The organism is Stenotrophomonas sp. KH_036_B (assembly GCF_057839485.1).
The window spans coordinates 3,589,725-3,615,525 of the sequence record NZ_CM174491.1 but is presented as its reverse complement, the minus strand read 5'-3'; the positions used below and the strand labels follow the sequence as shown (position 1 = coordinate 3,615,525).

The 25,801-nt window shown below is 66.2% G+C and carries 22 protein-coding genes; 16 read left to right on the top strand and 6 right to left on the bottom strand.

Annotation, left to right across the window (positions count from 1 at the left end; translation table 11 throughout):
• Nucleotides 1-41 precede the first annotated feature (41 nt).
• The 9 genes from AC3ITN_RS16035 to AC3ITN_RS15995 all read left to right on the top strand — a co-directional run bounded on the left by AC3ITN_RS16035 (nt 42) and on the right by AC3ITN_RS15995 (nt 5,036).
• A complete protein-coding gene (locus AC3ITN_RS16035) occupies nt 42-440 on the top strand; it encodes a hypothetical protein (protein ID WP_489391152.1) in 399 nt (132 codons plus the stop codon).
• Nucleotides 441-573: 133 nt separating this feature from the next.
• Nucleotides 574-942 (top strand): hypothetical protein, encoded by a 369-nt coding sequence (locus AC3ITN_RS16030; protein WP_489391151.1) that lies wholly within the window; start codon nt 574-576, stop codon nt 940-942.
• Nucleotides 935-1,411 (top strand): hypothetical protein, encoded by a 477-nt coding sequence (locus AC3ITN_RS16025; protein WP_489391150.1) that lies wholly within the window; start codon nt 935-937, stop codon nt 1,409-1,411. The genes AC3ITN_RS16030 and AC3ITN_RS16025 overlap by 8 nt, the downstream gene beginning before the upstream one ends.
• A 189-nt stretch (nt 1,412-1,600) precedes the next feature.
• Entirely contained in the window at nt 1,601-2,209 is a 609-nt protein-coding gene (locus AC3ITN_RS16020) for a hypothetical protein (RefSeq protein WP_489391149.1), read from the top strand.
• Nucleotides 2,210-2,314: 105 nt separating this feature from the next.
• Entirely contained in the window at nt 2,315-2,761 is a 447-nt protein-coding gene (locus tag AC3ITN_RS16015; protein WP_489391148.1) for a hypothetical protein, read from the top strand.
• Nucleotides 2,762-2,979: 218 nt separating this feature from the next.
• Nucleotides 2,980-3,372 (top strand): hypothetical protein, encoded by a 393-nt coding sequence (locus AC3ITN_RS16010; protein ID WP_489391147.1) that lies wholly within the window; start codon nt 2,980-2,982, stop codon nt 3,370-3,372.
• A gap of 128 nt (nt 3,373-3,500) precedes the next feature.
• Entirely contained in the window at nt 3,501-3,818 is a 318-nt protein-coding gene (locus AC3ITN_RS16005; protein WP_489391146.1) for a hypothetical protein, read from the top strand.
• A 72-nt stretch (nt 3,819-3,890) separates the two neighbouring features.
• Nucleotides 3,891-4,253: a hypothetical protein gene (locus tag AC3ITN_RS16000; RefSeq protein WP_489391145.1), complete on the top strand. Its 363-nt coding sequence runs from the start codon at nt 3,891-3,893 to the stop codon at nt 4,251-4,253.
• Between the two features lie 447 nt (nt 4,254-4,700).
• Nucleotides 4,701-5,036, top strand: a complete 336-nt coding sequence (locus AC3ITN_RS15995; RefSeq protein ID WP_489391144.1) for a SymE family type I addiction module toxin — start codon at nt 4,701-4,703, stop codon at nt 5,034-5,036.
• A gap of 128 nt (nt 5,037-5,164) precedes the next feature.
• Here AC3ITN_RS15995 and AC3ITN_RS15990 read toward each other — a convergent pair whose 3' ends face one another.
• On the bottom strand, nt 5,165-7,813 hold the full coding sequence (locus AC3ITN_RS15990) for a hybrid sensor histidine kinase/response regulator (RefSeq protein WP_489391143.1): 2,649 nt from the start codon (nt 7,811-7,813) through the stop codon (nt 5,165-5,167).
• Between the two features lie 56 nt (nt 7,814-7,869).
• A complete protein-coding gene (locus AC3ITN_RS15985; RefSeq protein ID WP_489391142.1) occupies nt 7,870-9,042 on the bottom strand; it encodes an OprO/OprP family phosphate-selective porin in 1,173 nt (390 codons plus the stop codon).
• A 260-nt stretch (nt 9,043-9,302) separates the two neighbouring features.
• On the opposite strand from AC3ITN_RS15985, the gene AC3ITN_RS15980 reads away from it, so the two are divergent.
• Both AC3ITN_RS15980 and AC3ITN_RS15975 read left to right on the top strand, forming a co-directional pair.
• Nucleotides 9,303-10,658 carry a dicarboxylate/amino acid:cation symporter gene (locus AC3ITN_RS15980; protein WP_489391141.1) on the top strand — a complete coding sequence of 452 codons (1,356 nt, stop codon included), beginning with the start codon at nt 9,303-9,305 and terminating at the stop codon, nt 10,656-10,658.
• Nucleotides 10,659-10,913: 255 nt separating this feature from the next.
• The gene (locus tag AC3ITN_RS15975) at nt 10,914-13,202 is read left to right on the top strand and encodes an NADP-dependent malic enzyme (protein WP_313345681.1); all 2,289 of its coding nucleotides are present in this window, start codon (nt 10,914-10,916) and stop codon (nt 13,200-13,202) included.
• A 686-nt stretch (nt 13,203-13,888) separates the two neighbouring features.
• Here AC3ITN_RS15975 and AC3ITN_RS15970 read toward each other — a convergent pair.
• Entirely contained in the window at nt 13,889-17,230 is a 3,342-nt protein-coding gene (locus AC3ITN_RS15970; protein ID WP_489391140.1) for a GH92 family glycosyl hydrolase, read from the bottom strand.
• A 325-nt stretch (nt 17,231-17,555) separates the two neighbouring features.
• Between AC3ITN_RS15970 and AC3ITN_RS15965 the strand changes: the two genes are divergently transcribed.
• The 4 genes from AC3ITN_RS15965 to AC3ITN_RS15950 all read left to right on the top strand — a co-directional run bounded on the left by AC3ITN_RS15965 (nt 17,556) and on the right by AC3ITN_RS15950 (nt 20,769).
• Nucleotides 17,556-17,753: a zinc-finger domain-containing protein gene (locus AC3ITN_RS15965; RefSeq protein WP_019183790.1), complete on the top strand. Its 198-nt coding sequence runs from the start codon at nt 17,556-17,558 to the stop codon at nt 17,751-17,753.
• A gap of 16 nt (nt 17,754-17,769) precedes the next feature.
• Entirely contained in the window at nt 17,770-18,882 is a 1,113-nt protein-coding gene (locus tag AC3ITN_RS15960) for a glycosyltransferase (protein WP_489391139.1), read from the top strand.
• Nucleotides 18,863-20,185 (top strand): O-antigen ligase family protein, encoded by a 1,323-nt coding sequence (locus tag AC3ITN_RS15955; protein ID WP_489392951.1) that lies wholly within the window; start codon nt 18,863-18,865, stop codon nt 20,183-20,185. The genes AC3ITN_RS15960 and AC3ITN_RS15955 overlap by 20 nt, the downstream gene beginning before the upstream one ends.
• A 149-nt stretch (nt 20,186-20,334) precedes the next feature.
• Nucleotides 20,335-20,769 (top strand): REP-associated tyrosine transposase, encoded by a 435-nt coding sequence (locus AC3ITN_RS15950; protein ID WP_489392950.1) that lies wholly within the window; start codon nt 20,335-20,337, stop codon nt 20,767-20,769.
• A gap of 401 nt (nt 20,770-21,170) precedes the next feature.
• On the opposite strand, the gene AC3ITN_RS15945 is transcribed toward AC3ITN_RS15950, so the two are convergent.
• Nucleotides 21,171-22,091 (bottom strand): LpxL/LpxP family Kdo(2)-lipid IV(A) lauroyl/palmitoleoyl acyltransferase, encoded by a 921-nt coding sequence (locus AC3ITN_RS15945; protein WP_489391138.1) that lies wholly within the window; start codon nt 22,089-22,091, stop codon nt 21,171-21,173.
• A 97-nt stretch (nt 22,092-22,188) separates the two neighbouring features.
• Here AC3ITN_RS15945 and waaA point away from each other — a divergent pair, with 97 nt between their 5' ends.
• Nucleotides 22,189-23,487, top strand: a complete 1,299-nt coding sequence (waaA, locus tag AC3ITN_RS15940; RefSeq protein WP_313345700.1) for a lipid IV(A) 3-deoxy-D-manno-octulosonic acid transferase — start codon at nt 22,189-22,191, stop codon at nt 23,485-23,487.
• Nucleotides 23,488-23,673: 186 nt separating this feature from the next.
• Here waaA and AC3ITN_RS15935 read toward each other — a convergent pair whose 3' ends face one another.
• Together AC3ITN_RS15935 and AC3ITN_RS15930 are read right to left on the bottom strand one after the other, a co-directional pair.
• Complete coding sequence (locus AC3ITN_RS15935) at nt 23,674-25,038, bottom strand: TolC family outer membrane protein (RefSeq protein WP_313345702.1); 1,365 nt, start codon at nt 25,036-25,038, stop codon at nt 23,674-23,676.
• A 16-nt stretch (nt 25,039-25,054) separates the two neighbouring features.
• On the bottom strand, nt 25,055-25,705 hold the full coding sequence (locus AC3ITN_RS15930; RefSeq protein ID WP_313345704.1) for a protein-L-isoaspartate O-methyltransferase family protein: 651 nt from the start codon (nt 25,703-25,705) through the stop codon (nt 25,055-25,057).
• Nucleotides 25,706-25,801 lie beyond the last annotated feature (96 nt).

The following is a 25,801-nucleotide window of genomic DNA, read 5'->3' as shown; positions in this document are numbered from 1 at the left end:
CGGCAGTTTTCATCTTCAGACGGTAATGCAAGGGCGTAGGTATGAGGGAAGACATCCACGACTTCGAGATAACAGCAATACGTACATCCGGCGGCAACGCTTTCGATCTAAGGATGATCGGCGCTCAAGGTCCGGAGCCGTACGTGATGTGTTTTACCAACGTGCGGAAGTTGTACGTGGATGGATTCAGTTTGCAGAACATCGTTCTCGATCTGAGTTTTTACGCTCAGTCATCCAGTGACTTCGGATTTCAGCGCGCCTGCGGGATGCTTGGGCTGGATGCCGCGGAAGCCGAGTCGGCACTAGAGGCAGGTAGCATAGTTCTCATCGAAGCTGCCTCTGGTGCAGAGATTGCCTGCCTCCTTGGCGACAAGGAGTTGCCTCATGCAGTTCGTGAGAGTGTCGATGCTGTAGAAGAAGCTTCTTGTTCTGCGCCCTGAGGTTGATCGGTGGTGCGCGGCATTGGCCCGGAGACTGGTTCGCTAGAGTCTTTGATTGGCCGTGAGGTGGGGTGTGCCATCGCGGGGATGGCTGCTACGGCCGAAGTGAGATGAGGGGGCGACAATGTGTGTAGTGCTGCAGAAGGATGGTGTGCCAGCGTTTCGAGAAGAGCTGGCGAGCGTGGTGCTCGACATGGAGGACGACTTCATTCTTTCGATCGAGATCGTTGGCTTCTCATTCATCGTCGGAGGTGAGTGGACGTCGTCCGATCTTGAGTGGTTGAGGGCAAAGGTGCTGAGCCTCGGTGTTTACGAAGAAGACGATGTTGTGTCTATTTGCCTAGCGGCCGGCATGAACACTGGTCAGCGAACTGAGACTGCGATTTTTGGCTTCAGTGAAGTGGGAGCACTCGTCGCAATCTGCATCGGACAGGAGCGTCAGGTTGTCGGCGGGAAGTCACAACGCTCGCGTGGCTCTGGAGAGGAGGCGATTCATGAGTAAGCGCAAGCTGGCGCTGGTGTTGCTGCTCTCGGCCTCGCTGACTTCATGCGCAACCTCGGCCGGTATCGAATTGTCTTGGGTTGAGACAGGCAACGGCAGAGAAGGAGGCGCAAAGCGGGTGCCAATTGGCTCAGATCGAATCGTTCTGCTTGGCGCCGCCGCTGAGGCCGCGGCCATCGATTGGATGCAGAACACTGGCGTTGAGTCGATTCCCATAAGCGACCTCAATGCTGAAATGTCAATTGTTGTCATCAGAGATGGGCTCGGTGGGCCGGATTCGACCTGGTATCTTGTCAGGGCAATTGGCGATGGAGGCGGAGGGGTGTTCTCGGGGTTTGAGAGCGGCGCCGATGTCTATGTGGTGTACAACAAGCTGGGGTCATGCAAGCCGCTTTACAGTCGTGTTGTAGCCATTCGACTGGACGCGCCGCCGCGCAGGGTCTTCGCAGACTGCGGTGGGGGGCGTTAGACGAAGGTGCGAATGGTTCGCCAGCGCTCAATGCAGATGGCGCAGGCGTACGCCGATGCGAAACTGCTGGCCCGTCTGGGACCCTGCAAAGGCGGCGCCTGACGTCAGCGAGTCGCCAAACCTCGCCCAAGTCTGATGTGGCAAGATTGGCTGGGTCTCCAAGGTCGGAGCGAATCAGGGAGAGGGGGTATGGATACTGTGGGTAGCTTTCGAGTCTGGGCAATCCTTGCCGGCCTGGTGATCTCGGGTAGTGGCGCTGCCGCCGAGAAGACGGCGTTCTTTGTCGAGAATGCCAGTTCAGTGACGGATGGATGCATCGATGTAGGGTCCCGGGAGCTGCAGTTTTCCTGCCATCGGATCGAGCCCGGTGTGGGTACCGTCATCGCCTTCAGGGGCTACAAGCGGTCCTGGAATATAGACGGTACGTCCTTTCGCAAGCTCACTGTGCATCTGCCGCAGCGCTTCAAGCCGGGAGATAGATTCTCTCTGGACGACGGCGTGGCACGGGTGTTTTTCAGCAGAGGGTCAAGTGCGTTCGCCGGCAAGCGGGGCTGCTATGGGCGGGCGGAGTCAGGTCACGTTGAGGTTGTATCGCGGACCAGGAAGGCGATCTCCATCAGAGTGAGTGCATCCATTCCGATGAAGTCACCGCTCCGCATACCAAAGGACTGCACTGGGCCGGAGGTCGTAGATATGGTAATCCAAGCTGCCCCTGCGCAGCTTGACAGCTTGGACGCATGGGAAGGTCGGCCGGATCCCGACGACTCACCCTTTGAAGAAGCGAATATCATGGGGTGATTGAAGGTCGTAGCCGCATGGGGACATGGAGCGCTGCACGTACTTCCTTGCAGGAGGTGGGGCGAACTCAAGGCGCGAGTGTCTAACGGTCGTAGGGGGCGGGGCATGCAGAACAAGAGGCCGTTCAAGGTTGGCGTGCTGGCGGGCGCAGCGTGTTGCGGTGCTCTGGCGCCGGTGATGGTCAGTGGGTCTGAGCCTGCACTCGTCGGATCGGCAGCGATCGCGGTAGCCGCCATGGCGGCATCGGCGTTGATCACCACGTCGGTGGGCATTCCTGTGGCGCGTTGGTTGCGGGCGAGGAGCAGGCTTTCCGCCGCTCCCCTGTGTGCGGTGGGCATAGCGTCGTGCGCACTGTTGCTCGGGTCCATCATCGGATGGACGAACTACTGGCCGCAGGTCAACGATCCGATGGTCGCGGTGGCACGGGCGTTGGTTGCTGCCACGCGGGGCGGCTTGTTCGGCGCCTTCTTTGGATTGATCTCGTCCTTGGCGTTCTGCGCAGGAGCGGGAATTCCGCTGCGTTCCTCCGCCAGCGACAGGGGAGTTGATTGATGCCCATCCTGGCGGCGTCTACGTTGGCGCGGGCCGCGCTTCTCTCTGCTGTCTTGCCTCTGGGTGCATCTGGCTCCGTGTACAAGGAAAGGTACCTGCTTCCGGTTAGTGTAGACGGCGGTCAACTGGTTGACTCCCAAGTCTATGGGCGGATATCTCCGGGTGACAGGTGGGTACTTCGAATCGATGCATCATCATTTCACTCGCAGGATGAGGAGGTGATCGTAGAACTCCTGAATCGGGTTCTCGAAGATCACGAAGCCAGATTGGATAGCATCAGGTTCGAGACGAGCAGCTCACCTTCGTTTCAGCAGGAAGTCATTGCAAAGCTGAAGGGGTCGAAGCTGTCTGATTCGCTTGTGGTGCGCGAACAATCCAGGGCAGTGACTGCCGAACTGACCTCCATCATCAGCCAGAGTGCGCTGGTGAAGATGATCTGCTCGAAAGTGAGCATGATTCATGCCAGTTGCTCACGCGGCGGCGTAGCGTTGAACCCAGTCGCCTTCAGGACGGACTACTTGGGTCAAACGTGGGGGCAGGTGAAGTCCCAGCAAGATGTCGGAATCAAGCCCGAGTCGCTGGCGTTCTTCATAGAGCTGCAGCCGGAATAGTCCAGGGCCTCTTCATCGCTTGATGGTGTGGAGGATGACAGCCCCCCGAGATGGAGTTCGCGGACAGCCCCTCCAGATAACCTATATGTAGAGCGACTGGCGGATTCGTCAGACGGAAAGGGTTGAGAATGACTAAGGACCAATATCTTGATTTGATGCGGTTCCCGAAGGAGTGGAAGGACTACGGTCTCATTCCGGAGGTGTTGTTGAGCCAGCTCATTGCGACGTACGAGCCAGGGATGGAGAACGCCTCCGAACACGATAGAAACGGCGTGTTTCATTGGTGGCTGAAGAACTCGCCGGACAAGACTGTGCTGACGCAGTTGATCGCTCTGAGCTATTTGGATCCCGATCAGCTGATGGCGGCCGATGTCCGGTCTCACATTGCAGTGTCTCCGCACGCCGATGACCTGGTCAGGCGCCTCCTCAAGCACGATGGGGAGTAGATGAGCGGAGCGCGCTTCATGTGTCTTCGGCCGAGCTTCTGGGAGTCGACTTCCCATCTCTTGGCGCAGGGCATGAGATCCAGGTTCACGTGTGGGCTGGCGATGCTCTCGCTGAGCATGTTGCTCTCGGGCTGTGATGCGCCAGGGGAGGGGCCGCGTGCTGAGCAGGCGAGGGCAATCGCCAATGGCATCGTGCAGCGGATAGACGTGTACTACCAAGCGTACGGAAGGTATCCGACCGAACTCAGTGAAATCGATCCGAACCTTGAAGGCGAAGAGCTGGGAACGCCTGAGAATCCGGTAAGGATTTTCTACCGCTCTTCATCCCCAGAGCGATATGAGATTGATTTCAAATACTTCGGCCCGGGGAGCAACACGTGCGGGCGGACAAGCGAGTTGGGGTCCGACGACTGGAGCTGTGTCGGTGCTTACTGATGAGGGGGCGTGGGCAATCCGCCATGGGTGGCAGCTCACAAGCCGGCGGGGTAGAGCGGACTGTTAGTCCGCTGGGTTGCGGGTGGGGCATGCGTTCATGTGGACGGCAGCGGACTAACAGTCCGCTCTACCCAGTCGGGCTTGGTGGCTATTCGTGCGTCCAATGATCGTTTGCGGCTTCAGGCGCATTGCGACATGCGGTAGTTCCTGTCAACCGAAGCTCGTCTATCATTCGGAACAAGCGATTTCACTTCGCGTGCAGCATTGTGCAAGGTGTGCTCTGGAGCCTGAAACCTCCTTAGAACAAACGCAACGTGGAAGTCCTTTGTCGGGAGGGTGGCGAAATGCAACACCCTCGCGGAAATACGCCATGCCGATGTTCTAAACGGTTTCAGCCTCCCGACTCCCTCGCCATTCCGGCGAGGGAGACTTCCTCGGAGGTGGCAGATGCGTCGTTCAAAATCGGATTCACCCTCACCCCAACAGCCCCAGACGCGCATAGGCATGTGTGCGCCTGAGCGCCTGCGTGTTGGATCGCTCAAGCACCCCGCAGGCCATGATCTGCCGGATGGTGGCCGCATTCCGTGCGTCGTTCTGCGTGGGATGTGGCTGGAGAGGTTCGAGCTGCCAGTGGGTGCGCGTGTGTTGGTGGAGGTGGCGCACAGGCGGGTCACGCTGACGCTGGATGAGACCCCTGTGGTGGTGCCCTACCGCTATCAGGATCACGTACCGAAGAAGAAGCGGCGGGTATTGGATGTGACGACGGGCGAAGTGTTGGAGTAAGTAGTGGAGCGACGGGGTAGAGCGGACTGTTAGTCCGCTTCGCGCGAAGCGCGGTCGGCGGTGGAGCAGCGGACTAACAGTCCGCTCTACCCGGTCGGCTGCACCCGGTCGGCCGTACCCGGTCTGCGCTATGCCCGGTGGCGCACCAGCAACTGCGTCATCAACGCGCGCAACGCCGGCGGGCGTACCGGCTTGGAGAGGAAGCCCCACCCGTTCTCCACCGCCTGCGCCTTCAACGCATCATCGCGTTCGGCGGTAACCAGAATCACCGGCGGGCGCGCCCGCCACAGCGTGCACAGCTCTTCATACAGATCCGGCCCATGCCACTGGCCCATGCGCACATCCAGCAGCAGCAACTGCGGCACGTTGAGTGCAGACGCGATCTCCAGCGCCGCCTGCGGTCCGTCCGCCAGTTCGACGGAACAGCCCCAACGTTCCAGCAACGCGCGCGTGGCCGCACAAACGCGCGGATCATCATCAATGCTCCACACCCGGCAGCGGCGTAACGGGCTGTCGTCGCCCTGCTCGGGCGCGGCCACCGGCACCGCAGCAGGCGCGGGAATATCGGCCGCATCGCCCAGCGCCACCGTCACCGCGAATACGCTGCCGCGCCCCAGCGTGGACCGCAGGCTGATGCGGTGCCCCAGAAGACGGCCGATACGCTCCACAATCGCCAACCCCAACCCGGCGCCGCGCTCCTGGTCCACACCGTCATCCAACCGGCGGAATTCCTCGAAGATCTCGCCCTGCAGACTCTCGGGAATGCCGGGGCCTTGATCGTGCACTTCGATGCGCAGCTGGTCGCCCACGCGCCGGCAGCCAATCAGCACCCGCCCACGCGGCGTATACCGCAGCGCGTTGGACAAGAAGTTCTGCAGGATGCGCCGCAGCAGTGCTTCATCGCTCACCACCACGGCGCGCGTATCCACCCAGTCCAGCTGCAGGCCACGCCCCTCTGCGGCAATGCCGAATTCGCGCGCCAGTGTTTCCAGGAGCGGCGACAGCGCGAACGCATGCACGTGGGTCTGCAATGTGCCGGACTCCAGCCGCGAGATATCCAGCAGGCTGTTGAGGATGGAATCCTGCGCGGCCAGCGCGGCATCCACATGCTCGCTCAGCTCACGCGCATCGCCACTCAACTTGCCGCGCAACACCGAGACGAACATCCGCGCGGCATTCAACGGCTGCAGCAGGTCATGCACGGCCGAGGCGACGAACCGCGTCTTGTAGCGGTTGGCCCGCTCGGCTTCGCGCCTTGCCTCGTCCAGGTCGCGGGTGCGCTCGGCCACGCGGTGTTCCAGCGCGTCGGCCAGCGAGCGCAGCTCACGGGCGGTGTTCTTGTAGGCGGTGATGTCGGCATAGCTGGTGACAAAGCCGCCATCTGGCAGGGGGTTGCCGCGGATCTCCAGTACGGTGCCGTCGTCCTTCTCGCTCTCGCGCATATGCGGGCGGCCGCTGCGCAGGTGATTGAGGCGGCGCTCGATGGCCTCATCCACAGGGCCGGGGCCCAGCAGGCCACGGCGCGCGTTGTAGCGGAACGCTTCTTCAATGGGGCGGCCCACCCGGATCAGGTCCGGCGGGAAGCGGAACAGTTCCAGGTACCGTGCGTTCCACGCCACCAGCTTCTGTTCGCTGTCGATCACCACCACGCCCTGCGGCAGGTGCGCCAGGCTGCGGCTCAGGCCGCTGTCGGCCTGCTGGGCGGCCTGCAGCACGCCATCCTGGGCGGTGCGCAGCTCCTGCGCGTGCTGCTGCAGCACCGCCTCCAGCTCTCGCCGGCTGCGCTGCCGGTGCGAGGCCAGCCGCCGCCGCTGCTGCACGAACAGGGCAAGGAAGCACAGCGCCAGCCAGATGCCGCCGGCCGCCAGCGCGGTGCTGCGGCCCACGGCGGCGCTGGCACTGGCGTCATGCAGCAGGTGCAGCGTCCAGTTCGGGTCGGTCAGTACGTAGGTCTGCCACAGCACGGGGCGCGGCAGCGCCGGCTGCTGCACGCGCACCATGCGCCCGCCATCCTGCAGTACGTCCAGGGTGCGCGCCTGCAGGGGCTGCAGCGAGCGGTCGGCGTACTGGCGGGTGGCCAGCATCTCAGTGCGTTCGGCCGGTGCCAGCGGACGCAGCAGGCGGTAGCGCCACGCATCGCCGTTGGCCAGGAACACCACGTCGTGGGCATCGCTGGCCAGCACGATGTCGGTGCTCTGCAGCCATTCCTGTTCGAGGGCGCGCAGTTCGATCTTGATGGCGATGACGCCCAGCAGCTCGCCGTCGGCGGCGTGGATCGCCTGGGACAGGAAGTAGCCCGGCACGGCGGTGGTCATGCCGATGCCGTAGAAGCGTCCGCTGCCCTTGGCCATGGCCTGCTGGAAGTACGGGCGGTAGCTGTAGTCCTCGCCCACGTTGGTGGTGGGCTGGTCCCAGTTGCTGGCGGCCACGGCAACGCCATGGCGGTCGATCAGGGTCAGGGTGGAGGCGCGGGTGACGTTGTTGGCCTGCTGCAGCTTGAGATTGAGCCGCTGCCGTTCGCCCGCGTCCAGCGGTTGGCCCAGCGCCTGCTGCAGGTCCGGGTCCAGCGCCAATACCTGGGGCAGGGTGCCGAAACGGTCGATGCGCTGCTGCAGGGTCTGTGCGTACAGGTCGAGCTGGCGGCGCACCTGGGTGCTTTCGGCAGCCAGGGCGCGCTGTTGTGCATAGCGGCCGGCCACCAGGGCGGCCAGCAGCGTGCCGCCCACCATGACCAGCAGGGTCAACAGCAGGGGGCGGTAGCGGGAGACGCGGTACATGGCGTCAGTTTACGGTGCGCCGGCGGGTGCACGTGGCGTGCACCCGCCGTTGCCGATCAGAAGTGAACCTGGGCGCGCAGTTCGAAGATTTCCGGCTTGGTGCGTACGCCGCGACGGCTGGCGTCGGCCCAGACGTAGTTGGCCTGGAACTTGAAGTGGCTGGTGAGGTACCAGTTGGCACCCACGGTCCAGTCATGCTGGCGGCCGCCGAGCACGTCGCCATCGTCCAGGTCGATACGGCTGTAGCGGGCCAGCAGTTCCACCGCGCCATAGCCGTGTGCCGGCTTGACGTTGGCCACCGCGCCGGCGGCGTACGGGCGCGATTCGCCGGTGACGATCCAGCTGGCCATGGCGTACTGGCCGTCGCCGGTGAAGTCCGGCTTGCCGTCACGGGTGACGGTGGCACGCAGGGCTTCGGCCTGCACCGAGAACGGGCCATGGATGTAGATGCCTTCCAGGCCGGTGCGGCGGATCTGGTCGGCGGTGACCAGGGCGCCGGAATCGACCAGGCGGATGTCGGTCAGGCCGGCTTCCGGGCGCGCGCGCAGGCGGGCGCTGGCTTCATGGTGCACATCGCGGCCATCGCGGTAGCCGCGCGGGTTTTCCTGCGAATAGGCCAGGCCCAGGTGGATCACGTCGCCCGGTGCCTTCACCGGGGTCCACACGCCGCGCACGGCCTGGGTGGTGCCCGGGTTGTCACCCTGCAGGTCCTTGCCGCCGTAGGCGCCCACCTGCATCAGGTACTGCGGGCGCTCCAGCACCCACTCGGCACCGGTGCGGCGGCCGGCGTAGAAGGCCTGCACGGGCAGGGCGGTTTCCATGAAGCTGCCGGCGCGCGACGAGGTGTTGGAATCCAAGCCGACCGGGGTCTTCATGTAGCCGAAGCGGAAGCGGCCCACGTCCTTGCCGAACACGGCCTTGCTCTCGAAGCGGACGAAAACGTCAAGCCAGGTGTCGGCCTGGAAGTCGTAATAGACCATGGCGTCGTACACGCCCTTCTTCTTCAGGGTCGCGCCGAACTCCTTGCGGCGCACGGCGTCGGCATCTTCAATGCCGCTGTCACCGGAGAAGTCGTTCAGGTCGTAGGCGATGTTGGCGGTGGCGGCCAGTTCGGTGCCGTCGCTGAAGGCGACCTTGGTCGGCCAGTTGTCCCAGTCGTAGTCGGCGGCAGAGGCGGCCACGGGGGCGGTCAGGGCGGTCAGGGCAATAAACAGGGGGGTCAGGCGCATGGGTTCAGGGCTGGCTTCAATAAGGGGGCAGAACAACAACGGCCGCGTGCGGCAAAACTGTGGGGCCACGTGGGCCCGGACGACGCGGCAACCCGCCGCCGTGGGGGCGCGGTGCCGTTGCAGTGTAGGTACTGGCGCCGGCTGAACCGGGGGGCTAGTACCAATAGGTTATCTGCGTAGCGGTGCGCCGGGCGTAAAAAGGCCTCGCCCGATGCCGCCGTCCGCGGCCGGCATCCATCGTGACACTGCCGGAGCTTCCCATGCACGTTCCCACCGCTGCCCCCCTTGCGGCCAAGCCGTTGCCGTTCTACCGCCAGCTGTATTTCCAGGTGGTGGTGGCGATCGTCCTGGGCGCCACCCTCGGTCATTTCGAGCCGGCCTTCGCCGAATCGCTCAAGCCGCTGGGCGATGGCTTCATCAAGCTGGTGAAGATGATCATCGCCCCGGTCATCTTCCTGACCATCGTCACCGGCATCGCCGGCATGACCCACCTGCGCACGGTGGGCCGGGTGTTCGCCAAGTCGATGGCCTACTTCCTGTTCTTCTCCACTCTGGCGCTGATCGTGGGCATGGTGGTGGCGCACGTGGTCCAGCCCGGCGCGGGCATGAACATCAACCCGGCCGACCTGGACCAGACCGCGGTGCACAGCTACGTGGAGAAGTCCCACGAGCTGACCCTCACCGGCTTTGTCATGGACATCATCCCGGCCACGCTGGTGAGCGCCTTCGTGGATGGCAACATCCTGCAGGTGCTGTTCGTGGCAGTGCTGTTCGGCATTTCGCTGGCCCTGGTGGGTGAAAAGGGCCGCCCGGTGCTGACCTTCCTGGAGGCGCTGACCGCGCCGGTGTTCCGCCTGGTCCACATCCTGATGAAGGCCGCGCCCATCGGCGCCTTCGGTGCCATCGCCTTCACCATCGGCAAGTACGGGGTGGGGTCGCTGATCAACCTGGCCTGGCTGGTGGGCTCCTTCTACATCACCGCGTTCCTGTTCGTGGCCGTGATCCTGGGCGCGGTCTGCCGCCTGTGCGGGTTCTCGGTGTTCAAGCTGGCCCGCTACCTGAAGGCCGAGCTGCTGCTGGTGCTGGGCACCTCGTCCTCGGAATCGGCGCTGCCTTCGCTGATGGAAAAGATGGAAAAGGCCGGCTGCAGCAAGTCGGTGGTGGGGCTGGTGGTCCCGACCGGCTACTCGTTCAACCTGGACGGCACCAACATCTACATGACCCTGGCCGCGCTGTTCATCGCCCAGGCCACCAACATCGACCTGAGCCTGGGCCAGCAGATCGCGCTGCTGCTGGTGGCGATGCTGAGCTCCAAGGGCGCCGCGGGCGTGACCGGTGCGGGCTTCATCACGCTGGCCGCCACCCTGGCGGTGGTGCCGGACGTGCCGGTGGCTGGCATGGCGCTGATCCTGGGCGTGGACCGCTTCATGAGCGAATGCCGCTCGCTGACCAACTTCATCGGCAACGCGGTGGCCACCGTGGTGGTCTCGCGCTGGGAAAATGCGCTGGACCGCGACCGCCTGGCGCTGGCCCTGGACGGCCGTGAAGCCGAGCTGCCGCCGCTGGCCACCGACGACCAGCCCTCGCCGTTGACCGCGCCGCTGCCCGCCCACTGACCACGCCCCTCCCCCCGATGTGTGTGTTGCAGGGTCGTGCCGCTCCCCCTTGGGTGGCACGACCCTGGCTTTTTTCACGGGTATTCTGGTGATGCGGGCTGTCATCGGGTTCCGGCAGTCTGGCGTTGCATACGCCTGCGCACGGCCTTCGATATGTGCGGTTGCAGCATGATTGCGACAGCGTAGCGACAGGTCCACCCACGCCAACGGGGGTATGATCCCTTGTTCCTCTCGCCCATTCATCTGTAGAAAGCGATGTCCAACGAAGATTTCAAACAGGCCGCACTCGATTACCACCGCATGTCGCCGCCGGGCAAGATCAAGGTCACGGCGACCAAGCCGATGCTGACCCAGCGTGACCTGTCGTTGGCCTACTCGCCGGGCGTGGCCCATGCCTGCGAAGCGATCCTGGCCGACCCGCAGCAGGCCAGCGAGCTCACCGCCCGCGGCAACCTGGTCGCGGTCATTTCCAATGGCACCGCCGTGCTGGGGCTGGGCAACATCGGCCCGCTGGCCGGCAAGCCGGTGATGGAAGGCAAGGGCGTGCTGTTCCAGAAGTTCGCCGGTATCGATGTGTTCGACATCGAGATCAACGAGAACGATCCGGACAAGCTGGTCGACATCATCGCCTCGCTGGAGCCGACCTTCGGCGGCATCAACCTCGAAGACATCAAGGCGCCGGAGTGCTTCATCGTCGAGCGCAAGCTGCGCGAGCGCATGAACATTCCGGTGTTCCATGACGACCAGCACGGCACCGCGATCATCGTGGGCGCCGCCGTGCTCAACGCCATGGTGGTCACCGGCAAGAAGATCGAAGACGTGAAGCTGGCCACCACCGGCATGGGCGCGGCGGGCATCTCGTGCGTGAACATGCTGGTGTCGCTGGGCCTGCGCAAGGAAAACATCCTGGCCTTCGACCGCGACGGTGTGATCCACACGGGCCGCACCGACCTGGACCCGGAAAAGGCCCGCTACGCACGCGAGACCGACAAGCGCACGCTGGCCGAGATCGTCGACGGCGCGGACATCTTCCTGGGCCTGTCGGCCCCGGGCATCCTCACTGCGGACATGGTCAAGACCATGGCCAAGGATCCGGTGATCTTCGCGCTGGCCAACCCCACGCCGGAAATCATGCCGGAAGTGGCGCGCAGCGTGCGCCCGGATGCATTGATCGGCACGGGTCGTTCGGACTACCCGAACCAGATCAACAACGTGCTGTGCTTCCCTTACCTGTTCCGCGGCGCGCTGGACGTGGGCGCCACGGCGATCAACGAAGAGATGAAGATCGCCTGCGTGCACGCGATCGCCGCGATGGCACGCCGCGAAGCCAGCGACCTGGGTTCGGCCTACGGCGATGACACGCCCAGCTTCGGCCGTGACTACCTGATTCCGCGTCCGTTCGACCGCCGCCTGCTGGTGGAGCTGTCGGCCGCCGTGGCGCAGGCTGCGATGGATTCGGGCGTGGCCGAGCGCCCGGTCGCCGACATGGGGGCCTACCGCGAAAAGCTGGCCCAGTTCGTCTACCGCACCAGCCTGATGATGAAGCCGGTGTACGACCGAGCGCGCGCCGACAAGCAGCGCGTGGTGTATGCCGAAGGCGAAGAAGAAGTGGTGCTGCGCGCGGTGCAGAACGTGGTCGATGAAGGCCTGGCGCTGCCGATCCTGATTGGCCGCCCGGACGTGATCGAGTCGCGCATCGAGCGCATGGGGCTGCGCATGAAGGCCGGCGTCGATTTCGACGTGACCAACATCAACGATGACCCGCGTTTCAACGAGTACTGGCAGTACTACCACAACCTCACCGGCCGCCGCGGCGTGACGGTGGCGGCGGCCAAGAACCTGATGCGCTCGCGCCCGACGCTGATCGCGGCGGTGATGGTGGCGCGCGGCGAAGCCGATGCCATGCTCACCGGCGTGGTGGGCCGCTTCCACAAGAAGCTGGGCTACGTGCGCAGCGTGCTGCCGCTGGAATCGAAGGTCACCTCGACCTCGGCCATGACCGGCGTGATCAACCAGCAGGGCGTGTTCTTCTTCGTGGACACCCACGTGCAGGAAGACCCGACCGCCGAACAGATCTGCGAGGCCACGCTGCAGGCGGCCTACCGCATGAAGCTGTTCGGAATCGAGCCGAAGGTGGCGCTGTTGTCGCACTCCAACTTCGGTAGCCACGATTCCAAGGACGCGCTGAAGATGCGCACCGTGCGCAACCTGCTGCTCAAACGCAACCCGCGTTTGAATGTGGATGGTGAAATGCAGGGTGACACGGCGTGGGACGAAGCGCTGCGCCACAAGCTGCTGCCCGACAGCACGCTGAAGGGCCGCGCCAACCTGTTCGTGCTGCCGAACCTGGAAGCGGCCAACATCGCCTACAACCTGGTGCGCGTGTTCACCGACGGTGTGGCGATCGGTCCGATCCTGATGGGCGTGGCCAAGCCGGCGCACATCCTGACCACCAGCGCGACCTCGCGCCGCGTGCTCAACATGACCGCCATTGCGGCGGTGGATGCGCAAATCCGCAAACAGCTTGAAGCAGAGAAGGCGTAACGCCTTCACTGCTTCAAGCTGCGGACCGCATAACGTGCGGTCCGGTTTCGCAGCGCGAAACGCGGATGCGTAGCGACCGGTCGCTGGCCGGACGACATTGAAAAAGGGATCGGTGCACCGCACCGATCCCTTTTGCGTTTGAGGACCCCGCAGGCCGGCCAACGGCCGGCGCTACCGGACATATCACCGCAGCCCCAGCGTCACCGGCCTGCAACCTCCCAAGCGCCCAATACCCCCACGCGGCCCGGCCGTGGCGGTGGTCCGCTGGACCCCGCCACCCTGGGCCCGACCACTTCCCCACCCCCCTCGGAAACCGCGCCATGCGCACTCGTCCCACGAAGCGGTACTTCAAGCAGCTGTTCGCGCTGTATGCCGGGCTGATCGGCGCCCGCTGATCGGCGAGGAACGCCCGGGTGGGGGCATGCGGCCCCCACCGGGGGTAGAGCCACGCCCTGCGTGGCTGCACATAACCCCACCGGAGTAGAGCCACGCCCTGCGTGGCTGCACATAACCCCAACCGGGGTAGAGCCACGCCCTGCGTGGCTGCACATAACCCCACCGGAGTAGAGCCACGCCCTGCGTGGCTGCACATAACCCCACCGGGGTAGAGCCACGCCCTGCGTGGCTTGCGTAGACCTGACCGAAGAACAGCCACGCAGGGCGTGGCTCTACGTCGTCATTCGACCTTATTGCGCGAGCAACTCCACTTCGGCCAGCTGCATCCGTCCCGGCCCTTCAATCCGCAACCGGTACTCTGCATAACGGCCCGGCTTCGCAATCCGGAACGGGCGCGTCTGCTGCTGCCACTCGAACGTTTCCCCGCGGCGCTGGTCCAGCGTGGTCCAGCTGCCGCCAGCCTTGCGTGCCTCCAGCGTCCACTTGCCGCCCCGGATCGGCGCATTGCCGCTGGTCAGCGTGTACATCGCCGGCGCACCTTCGGCCACGCCGCTGAACACGACGCTGCCGGTGCCACCGAACGGCACCACGGTGCCGGCATCGTCATCGATCAATGCCGCCAACGCGCGCCCATCGTCCAGCTGCGCACGCGCACCGCTTCCCAGCAGGTCATGCAGGATCGCGGGCTTCTCACCACGCGCGGTCAACGAGCGCGGCGCGTCGTCCGGGCCGGTGCCCCACGTTGACGGTGCCGGGCCCATCTCGAAGTCCAGCGTTGCACCCTTGGCGATCACGTCGTGCGGCACCCAGGTCTTCGTCCACGGCTTGCCGTTGATCTTCAGCGACTGCACGTAGATATTGCGGTCCGAGTTCGCCGGTGCGTTGACGGTCAACACCGCGCCGCCCTGCAGTTCCACCTTGGCATGGCGGAACGCGGGCGAGCCGATGGCGTACTCCGGCGACCCCATCCGCAGCGGGTACAGGCCCAGCGAGGCCAGCACGTACCACGCCGAGGTCTCGCCGTTGTCTTCATCGCCCGGATAGCCCTGGCCGATCTCGCTGCCCACGTACAGGCGCGAGAGAATCTCACGCACGTGCTGCTGGGTCTTCCACGGCTGCCCGGCGTACAGGTACATCCAGAGAATGTGGTGCGAGGGCTGGTTGCTGTGCGCGTACATGCCCATGCGCACGTCGCGCGCTTCGGTCATCTCATGGATGGTGCCGCCGTAGGACCCGGAGAAGGCCGGGTCGGCGGTTTCCGGCGTGCTGAAGAACGTATCGAGCTTTTCAGCCAGCTTGGCGCGTCCGCCATACAGCCCGGCCAGGCCTTCGCCGTCATGCGCGGCGGTGAAGGCGAACGTCCAGCCGTTGGATTCGGTGTAGTCGTGGCCCCAGACGCGCGCGTCGTAGTCCTTGGCGTCCACACGCCAGCTGCCATCCTGCTGGCGGCCCTGGAAGAAGCCTGCGGCCGGATCGAACACCGTGGCGTAGGTGCCCGCACGGGCGCGGAAATAGTCGGCTTCGGTGGTGTAGCGCTCACGGGCGGCGGGGCTGTCTGCGCGCTTGGCGAGTGCCTGCGCCATGTTGGCGATGCCGAAGTCGTTGAGCGCGCCTTCCATCGTCCACGACATGCCTTCGTGCACATCGGCGCTGGCGTAGCCACGGAAGGTGGAACGGTCCATGCCCTTGCGGCCGACATGACGGTCCGGCGGAACGACGGTGGCGTTCTTCAGCGCTGCGTCGTAGGCCTCGGCGGGATCAAAGCCTTTGATGCCCTTCAGGTAGGCGTCGGCGAAGGCGACGTCGGAGCTGGTGCCCACCATCAGGTCGGCATAGCCCGGCGAGGACCAGCGTGCAACCCAGCCGCCCGCGCGGTACTGCTCCAGGAAGCCCTGCACCAGCGCGCCGGCATCGTCCGGCGTGAACAGCGCGTACGCCGGCCAGGTGGTGCGGAACGTGTCCCAGAAGCCGTTGTTGACGTATACCTTGCCATCGCGGATCGGCGCGAAGCTGCGCACGGCGCTGCCGTCCGTGTTGTCCTCGGCCGCGCTGGCCTGGCTGGCGTAGCGCCAATCCGGTGCGGCGGCGGTGCCGGCGTTTTCATGCCCGGAGTTGGGGTACAGGTACAGGCGGTACAGGCTGGAATACAGCGTGGTCTTCTGGTCGTCGCTGGCCTGGCCGATGTCGAAGCGGGCCAGGCGCTGGTCCCATGCGTCCTGCGCGCGTGCGGCAACGGTATCGAGCGTGTCGGCGGCCGCCAGCTCCAGCGCCAGGTTGTGGCGTGCCTGTTCGATGGAGATCAGCGAGGTGGCGATGCGCATGGTCACGCGGCGGTCGCTGCCCGGGTCGAACTTGATGTAACCGGTGGGCCGACCGGTGGTGATGCGGCCGCTGCTGCGCCAGGGCTTGTCGAAGCTGGCCACCACGTACATGCGGCTGGCGCCGTTGGACAGGCCGCTGCGGGTGTCGGTGTAGCCCGACAGTGTCTGCGTGGCGGCATCCAGGGTGATCCCGCCGCGTGCGTCGACGTTGTCGAACAGCAGGTTGGCATCGCCGTCCTTGGGGAAGTCGAACTGGAACAGCGCGGCGTGGTCGGTTGGCGCGATGGCGGCGGCAATGCCGTTGTCGAAGCGCACCCCGTAGCGGTACGGGCGCGCGCTTTCGTTGTCGCGCGAGAACGACAGCGCACGCTTGCTGCGGTCCGCGTCCGGCACGCCGCGGCTGGCCGACGGCATCACCTGGAAGGTCTGGCGGTCGCCCATCCACGGGCTGGGCTGGTGGCTCAGCGCCAGTGCCTGCAGCTGCGGGCGGTTGGCGGCGTTGTTCTGCTCGTTCCAGCGGTACAGCCAGTTCAGCGCGCCGGCATCGGTTACCGGGGTCCAGAAGTTGAAGCCGTGCGGCACTGCGGTGGCGGGGAAGTTGTTGCCGCGCGAGAAGGTGCCGTTGGCCTGGGTGCCACGCGTGGTGAGCACCCAGTCGGAGGGGCGGGCAGGGGCGGTGCGCGGCTGGCTGTCCAGGCGCACATCGTCGATCCAGCCCGACACCGGGGCGTTGGCGGCGCTGGCCACAGCCAGCTCGACAGCGACCACGCGGCGGCCGCGCAGCGCGGCAACATCGCCCAGCCGCACCGATTTGTGCGCCCACTGCTGCGGGTAGAGGGTCTTGGAATCGCCCTGCGCGGTGGCGCCGAGCGCAATGCCGTGCAGGTCGCGCGCGGCACTGGCCGACACGCGGCTACCGTCGTCCAGCACCAGGTCCAGCGAGACGTAGGTGGAGGCAACGGTGTCGCCGCCGACGATTTCAGGCAGCACCAGCCAGGACAGGGTGGTGTCGGCATCGATGGTCACATCGGTGGCGAACAGGCGGGTGCTGGCCGTGCCGCCGGGGCTGGCGTAGTGCAGGGCGCGCAGCCCGCTGTAGCCGACCCCGGGCTTGGCCGCGTAGGGCGCCTCGGGGCCTTTGCCGATCTTCACCTGCACGCCGCCCTTGCTGGCCTGCGGGGCCGGTTCGCCGGGCTCGAAGGAGGTCTGCAGGCCCTGCGCGAAGGCGGGCAGGGCGACCGGCGAGCAGGCCAGGGCGAGCGCGAGCGGAAGCAGGGCGCGGCGGGCAGGGCGGGGGTGCGGCTGGGTCATGCAGGGATCTCCCGGAAGGGACTGGCGGCAGGCGAAGCCCGCATCGGCGACCTCGGCAGACAGCAGCGCGCCGGCCGCCCGCGGGGGCAGTCGAAGCGATGCAGGTCCGGCGGGGGACGGGCCATGCGATCGGGTGTTTGATCGGAACGCCCCGATCCTGCAACACCCGGAGCGGGTCTGGCAAGTGAAATTAGTTCGATCTAAACCCGGGAAAATCGTATATCGACGTTTTCGCGGGGGCGCCCCGTGCCGAACCGCCCACGTCGCGCCGTACGCCCCGGGTGCTAGAATCGAGGCCCTCGCAATTCCATTCCGTGTCCACGCCATGAGCCATACCGCCACCGCGCCTGCCAATGCCGAGAAGCGTTACACCGTGCACCGCAGCGACCTGCCGCTGAGCTGCCCGACGCCGGAGATGGCGCTGTGGAACTCGCACCCGCGCGTGTACCTGCCGATCGAAGACGAGCCCAACTGCGAAGCCGCGTGCCCGTACTGCGGCGCGGTATTCGTGCTGGCCGACTGAGCGGACCGGGCCGATCGTGCGCCAACTGACCGTGGTGCAGCTGCTGCCGGCGCTGCACTCCGGCGGCGTGGAGCGCTCCACCCTTGAGATTGCCGCCGCGCTGGTCGCGGCCGGGCACCGCGCCATCGTGGTGTCGGCAGGCGGCCGCCTGGTCGAGCCGCTGCTGGCCAGTGGCGCCGAACACCTCACGCTGGATATCGGCAGGAAGTCGCTGTGGACGCTGCGCCACGTGCGCACCCTGCGCAGCCTGTTTGCCGAGACCGGCGCGGACATCGTGCATGCGCGTTCACGCCTGCCGGCCTGGCTGGGGCTGTACGCCGTACGCAACCTGCCTGCCGCCACCCGCCCGCATTGGGTGACCACCGTGCATGGGCTGAATTCGCCCAGCCGCTACAGCGCGGTGATGACCAGCGGCGAACGGGTGATCTGCGTTTCCAACTGCGTGCGCGACTTCGTGCGCAGCCATTACCCCAGTGTTCCGCCCGAGCGTCTGCAGGTGATTCCGCGCGGCGTGGATACCGCCCAGTTCCCGCGGGTGGGACGGCAGGACCGTCGCCCGCGCCTGGCCGTGGCTGCGCAGCACCCGCAGCTGGCCGGTGAGGCGCCGCTGCTGCTGCTGCCGGGGCGTGGCACCCGCCTGAAAGGCCACCACCATGCGCTGACGCTGCTGGCGGGGCTGCATGCGACGGGCCGCCCGGCACGGCTGTGGATGCCCGGCACCCGCGAGCCGGGCCGCGAGCGCTATGTGGAGGAGCTGGAAACCAAGGCGCGTGCATTGGGCGTGGGCGAGGCGGTGTTGATGACACCACCCACCTCGCGCATCGCCGAGGCCTACGCGGCCAGCGACCTGGTGCTGCAGCTGTCCGACAAGCCCGAGGCGTTCGGCCGTACGGTGATCGAGGCGCTGTCGGTCGGTCGACCTGTACTGGGCTGGAACCAGGGCGGCGTGGGCGAGCTGCTGGAGCAACTGCAGCCGTCCGGCGCGGTACCCTTGGGTGACGCCGATGCGCTGCTGGCGCGTGCGCAGCAGTTGCTGGCGCAGCCACCCGCGCTTCCGTCGCGTATTCCGTTCACCCTGCAGGCAATGCAACGTGACACGCTCCAGCTCTATACCTCCCTCGCTGGCTGAGCCGCTCAAGGCACCCCGTTCGCCAGCGTTCCGCGCGGGCCGCTGGGCGCCGTGGTGGGTGATCGCCTTCGTGGCGCTGTGGCCGCTGCCGGGCCTGGCCGAAACCGTGCTGGTGCTGGGCGCGCTGTATGCCGCCACGCGCATGGTGCAGCTGCGGCTGCAGGGCAAGCAGCGCATGCTCAGCAGCCCGGCCTGGGCGCTGACCAGCATCCTGTTCCTGGGCTACTGGCTGCCGCAGGCGTTTTCGGCCTTCGATGCGATCGATCCTGCCACTGCGTGGCGCAAGGCCGCCGCAGGCCTGCGCTACCTGCCCTTCATGTGGCTGGTGGCCATTGCGGTGGCCACCCCGGAACGGCGTGCGCTGACCCTGAAGGGGATTGCCGTGATCACCGCCGCATGGACGGTGGATGGATTGGCGCAGGCGGCCTTCGGCACCAGCCCACTGTTCTGGTCGATGGACCAGCTGAAGTGGGCCGTCAGCGGTCATGGTCTGTGCTCGCCTGCGGAAATGGCCGCGGCGGACCGCCTGAGCGGCGTGCTGGGCGCGTGCAATCTCAAGTTCGGCCAGGTGCTGGCCAGTCTGTCGCCGTTCCTGCTGTTTTTCGCGGCGCAGCGGCTGGGCAAGGCGGGCTGGGTGCTGGTCGCTGCCGCGCTGGGTGTGGTGCTGGTGCTGGCCGGCTCACGCGCGGCATGGATCACGTACGCGCTGGTGTTGGCGTTCTCCGGCTGGCGCCTGCTCGGTGCACGCGGGTTGATGGCCTGCCTGGCGGTGGCACTGGTGGCCATGACGGCGCTGACGCTGGGCTCGTCGCAGGTGCGCGAGCGCGTTGCGCGTACCGCGATGGCGTGGGAGGGCGAAAGCGATGGCGTCAACCAGGCGTTGTCGGGGCGCGCGCAGATATGGGCGGCTGCCGGCTGCATGATCCGGGAGCATCCGATCAACGGCGTGGGCGCGCGCGGCTTCCGCGATGCCTACCCGGCCTGCAACCCGCGACCAGAGTCGGCGGGGGTGTGGGGCGCGGGACCGGCGCTGCACGCGCACCAGATCGTGCTGGAAATCCTGGCGGAAACCGGCGTGCTCGGTCTGCTGCTGTGGCTGGCGGCGGCAGCCCAGGCCTGGCGCGCATGGCGCTTCGCGCCACTGGCGGCCCGCGACCGCGCGCGCCCGGCAGCGCTGGCGCTGGCGGTCACCGTGTTCCCGTTCAATACCCACCTGGCGTTCTATTCCACCTTCTGGGGCGGCCTGACCCTGCTGCTGGCCGCATTGTATGCGGGCAGCCTGCTGGCCAGCGACGAAGCCTGACGAAGGGCTGTAGAGCCACGCCCTGCGTGGCTGGCGGAATGTCCGACGAAGAACAGCCACGCAGGGCGTGGCTCTACGCGGTAACGGCTGACGCGTTGGCACGGCGTTCGTCGATACCGTACCCATGGCGGCGACCTCATCGTGGTGCCATGTCCAGCCCACGCCTGCGCCATGGCCGCGTTTCCGAAATCGGCTACGTTTACATCCTCACCACTGTCGTGAACGGTCGACACCGGTTGTTTGATGATCCCGTTAACGCGCAGGTCGTAATCGACGCACTACGCCACGTCGAACGTTGTGGCCGTAGCCACTCGCTGGCGTGGGTGGTCATGCCCGATCACGTGCATTGGCTGATGGAGCTGCGGCACGGCACGCTGGCCACGTGCATGAATGTGTTCAAGTCGTACAGCAGCCGCAAGCTCGGTAGCGGAAGAATTTGGCAGCTGGGCTACTACGACCATGCCGTGCGCACCGATGAATCGTTGGAGCTTGCGGCGCGGTACATCATCGCCAATCCGCTGCGCGCCGGGCTCGCCGAGAACATCGGAGAATACCCCTACGCGTGGACGCGCTGGGAACTGTAGAGCCACGCCCTGCGTGGCTGAGCGCGAAGCTGATTCCAACGGGTAGAGCCACGCCCTGCGTGGCTGAGCGCCCTGCCCGTCGAAGAACAGCCACGCAGGGCGTGGCTCTACGGCAGGAATCGAGGCGGCCAGCCACGCAGGGCGTGGCTCTACGGCAGGAATCGAGGCGGCCAGCCACGCAGGGCGTGGCTCTACGGCAGGAATCGAGGCGGCCAGCCACGCAGGGCGTGGCTCTACGGCAGGAATCGAGGCGGCCAGCCACGCAGGGCGTGGCTCTACGGCAGGAATCGAGCGGCCAGCCACGCAGGGCGTGGCTCTACGGCAGGAATCGAGCGGCCAGCCACGCAGGGCGTGGCTCTACGGCAGGAAACGAGAGTGCCAGCCACGCGCAGGGCGTGGCGTCATTTATAGAAATCGCTGCGGCCGCCGGGTTGGCGCTTGAAGCGGCGGTGGATCCACAGGTACTGGTCCGGGGCCTCGCGGACCATGTCCTCGATCGCCTGGTTGACCCGCGCGGTGTCCGCTTCCACGTCTTCGCTGGGGAAGTTCTCCAGCGGCGCGCCGATCTTGAGGAAGTACTTCCCACCCTCGCGACGGTGGAAGTACGGAATCACCGCACAACCGGTCATGCGCGCCAACTGGTGGGTGGCGGTGATGGTCGAGGCGGTATGGCCGAAGAACGGCACGAACACCGTGTCCTTGCCGCGCATGTCCTGGTCCGGGGCGTACCACAGGAAGCCGCCCTTCTTCAGGTGCCGCACGGTCGCACGGATGTCCTCGTTGGCGTACATCGCCTTGGCGTAGCGCAACCGGCCAAACTTCACCGCCCACTCGTACACGGGGTTGCGGTGCTTGCGGTACATGCCCGACAGATCCACGTGGTCGCACAGCAACCGCCCGCACATTTCCAGGGTCATGAAGTGGCCGGAGACCAGCAGCACGCCGCGGCCCTCGGCCTGCATGCGGTGCAGGTGCTCCAGGCCCTCGATCTGCACCTTCGGACGGATGCTGTCGATGCTGCCCCACCAGGCACGGGCGAACTCGAAGATGCCAACGCCCAGCGCGTCGAAGCTGTCGCGCAGCAGGCGCTGGCGCCAGGCGTCGTCCTTCTCCGGGAAGCAGAGTTTGAGGTTCACCTCGGCGGCGCGGCGGCGGCTGCTGGCCAGCCGGTAGGCGACGGTGCCCACCCCCCGGCCCAGGGCGCGCTGCAGGCCCCACGGCAGGCGGGCCACCGCGAAGGCGCCCAGCATGAAGGCGAACGTCGGCCAGTGGCGGGGATCGCGCAGCGACGGGCGGGTGGCGGTGGAAGCGTTGTCTGACATGCCCCGATTCTAAGACATGCATCCCCAACGGTGCGTCAGACGGGCCGACGGGGCGCCCTGCATGTCTTTCCCGCGGCCGCTCCCGTATCCTCTGCGCATGCGTAAAAGCCCTGTCGAATGGATCCTGCGCGGCCTGTATTCGGTCGTGCTGTACCTGCTGTTGCCAATCACCGTGTACCACCTGGTCTGGCGCGGTTTTCGGGTGCGCGAGTACTTCCAGCGCTGGGACGAGCGCTATGCCTCCTACCCCGATTCCACCGCGCAGCCGCGGGTGTGGCTGCATGCGGTGTCGGTGGGCGAAGTGAACGCGGCCGCGCCGCTGGTGAACGCGCTGCGGCAGCTGCGCCCGGATATCCGCTGGGTGATCACCACCATCACCCCGACCGGCTCGGAACGGGTTCGCGCGCTGTGGGGCGAGGCCGTAGATCATGTCTACCTGCCGTACGACGTGCCGGGCAGCGTCGGCCGCTTCCTGGGCCACTTCAAGCCCAGCTTGGCGTTGATCCTGGAAACCGAGCTGTGGCCCAACCTGCTGTTCGGCTGCCGCGACCGCAGCATTCCGGTGTACATCCTCAACGCCCGGCTGTCGGCCCGCTCGCTGCGCGGTTACCGCCTGCTGCGCCCGCTGATCGGGCGCACGCTGCGCACCGTCACCTGTGTGGCCGCGCAGTCTGCCGACGATGCCGAGCGCTTCATCCAGCTCGGTGCATTGCCCGAACAGGTGCAGCCGCTGGGCAACCTGAAATTCGACATCGCCACCCCCAACGTGCGCGAGTTCACCGCGCACTTCCATGCGGCGGTGCCTGGCACGCGCCCGGTATGGATCGCGGCCAGCACGCATGAAGGCGAGGAGCAGGCCACCATCGACCTGCACCGCCGCCTGCGCCAGGAAATTCCGGGGCTGCTGCTGCTCTGGGCACCGCGCCATCCCGAGCGCTTCCCGCGCGTTGAGGCGCTGGCGCGCGAGCAGGGCTGGAAGGTCAGCACCCGCCGCCAGCAGCAGTGGCCGCAGGCCGACAGCGACGTGTTCGTGATCGACACGCTGGGCGAACTGATGGCGTTCTACGGCTGCGCGCAGGTGGCGTTCGTCGGGGGCAGCCTGCAGCCGATCGGCGGCCACAACCTGCTCGAGCCGGCCGCGATGGGCACCGCCACGGTGACCGGCCCGCACCTGCATAATTTCGCCGAGATTTCCCGGCGCATGCGCGAAGCCGGTGCGGTGCTGATTGCCGAGGACGTGCAGGGCGTGGGCGACGCACTGCTTACCCTGCTGCGCGATCCCGACGCACGCGAAGACATGGCCAGCGCCGGCTGCGCGCTGGTGAGCAACGGCCGTGGCGCGTTGAAGCGCACGGTGGAGCTGATTGCCCCGCAATTGCCACCGCCGCTGAATTGAACGACCCGCCGGCCACCGGACGGCCCCGACGCGGTAGAGCCACGCCCTGCGTGGCGTGGCGGTGCCTGACGGAAAGGCAGCCACGCAGGCCGTGGCTCTACGTCGGATAGAGCCGCAGTCGTTGAAAAACTCCCACAAAAAAGCCACCCGGTTGGGTGGCTTTTTCGTTCCCGCCCTACACCCCGATCAGTTATTGACCTGGGTGCTCGGCGTGGCGGCCTGCTGGGTCAGCAGGCGGTTGATGTCCTGCAGTTCGGCGATGTCCAGCGTGCCGATCGCCTGGCCCAGCTGCAGGCGGTTCTGCAGGAAGGTGTAACGGGCGTTGGCGTAATCGAGCTGGGCCGAGAACAGGATGCGCTGGTTCTGGATCACGTCCAGCACGGTGCGCGTACCCACTTCCAGGCCGACCTGCGAGGCGTCGTAGGCGCTCTGTGCCGAGACCACTGCCAGGCGGCGCGCTTCCACTTCGCTGATGCCGGCCACCAGGGTCTGGTAGGCGTTGCGGGTATTGCGGTCGAGGGCGCGCTTCTGCTGCTCGTAACCGTCCTGGGCGATGTCGCGCTGGGCCAGGGCCTGGCGCACGCCGGACTGGGTGGCGCCGCCCGAGAAGATCGGCACGCTCAGGGTCAGGCCCACACTGTTGGTGCGCTGGTCGGGACTGAAGTTGGAACCGCTGCCGACGATATCGCCCCAGCTGGCCGAACGGCCTGCAGTAGCGCCCAGCGACAGGGTCGGCAAGTGGCCGGCACGGGCGGCCGACACACTGGCTTCGGCGGCGCTCACCTGCAGCTCCTGCGACTTGAGCGCCGGGTTCTGGGCGACCGCCTCGTTGACCAGCTGGTCGACGGTGGCGTACTTGGGCGGCAGTTCCGGGCGGAAGTCGGCCGGCAGCGCACGCAGGTCGTTGATCGGCTGGCCGGTGAGTTCGGTCAGCGCCTGGTAGGCGTCGGCCAGGGTGTTCTGCGCGATGATCGTGTTGGCGCGCGCCTGGTCGTACTGGGCGCGTGCTTCATGCACGTCGGTGATCGGGGCCAGGCCCACTTCCAGGCGCTTGTCGGCGAAGTCGAACTGCTTCTTGGCCGCCGCTTCGTTGGTCTGCGCCGCCGACAGCGACTCGATGCCCACCAGCACGTTGAAGTACGCCGCCGAGGTGCGCACGATCAGGTCGTCGTTGGCCGAATCCAGGGTGAAGTCGGCCGCCTTGCTCAGCTCGCGCTGCGCACGCAGGTTGGCGAACTGGGTGAAGTTGATCAGCGTCTGCGAACCGGACAGGCCGTAGTTGCGGCTCTTGGTCGTATACGTGGTCGAACTCACGTCGTGGTTCGGATTGGTGCGGTTGCGGTTCAACGAGGCTTCGCCGTTGATCTGCGGCAGCAGTGCGGCACGGGCCTGCACGGCGCCTTCCTTGTCGAACAGACGGGTCGATTCTGCTGCGGACAGCTGCGGATCGCCGTTGCGCGCCATTTCGTAGACCTGCAGCAGGTCGGCGGCAGAGGCGGTCATCGGCAGCAGGGCGGCGGCCAGCGCAATAGCGAGGGATCGGCGGATCATTGCGGCTTCCTTGGACTCAGAGTTGGAACTGGGGTGCCGGCGCGGCACCGCGCAGGTAATCGATATCGGTTTCAAACAGGGATTCACTGATGCTGCCGTCGGCGTTGACCAGCACTGCTTCCATGACCGGCGAACGGCCGCGAATCACGAACAGGCGGCCACCCGGGCGCAGCCACTGGGTGAAGCGGGCCGGGACGGTGTCCACCGCGCCGGTCACGCAGATGGCATCGAAGCGGCGCTCGGTGTCCCAAGCCAAGGCATCGGCGGTTTCAATGCGGACGTTGTTGCCCAGGCCGGCGGCATCCAGGCGCGCACGCGCGGCACTGGCCAGCGCCGGATCGATTTCCAGGCTCAGCACTTCGCGTGCCAGCTCGCCCATGCAGGCGCTGAGGAAGCCGCTGCCGGTACCGATCTCCAGCACTTCATCACCGGCCTGCAGGTTGAGCGCCTGCAGGGTGCGGCCTTCGACGACCGGCTTCATCATCTTCTGCCCGTTGCCGAGCGGCAGTTCGATGTCGGCGTAGGCCAGGTTGCGGTTCGCGTCGGCGACGAACGCCTCGCGCGGCAAACGTGCCAGTACATCGAGCACGCGAATTTCCAGCACGTCCCAGGGACGGATCTGTTGTTCAACCATCAGTTCGCGGGCGTGGGCGTAATCGATCGTCATGAGGTTCTAATCCAGCGCAGTGGGCCGGCCATTTTACCGGTGCCGGGAGCCGGCGGCGCGCTGAGAGCATCGCTGCCGTCGCGCCGGGGTCGCAGT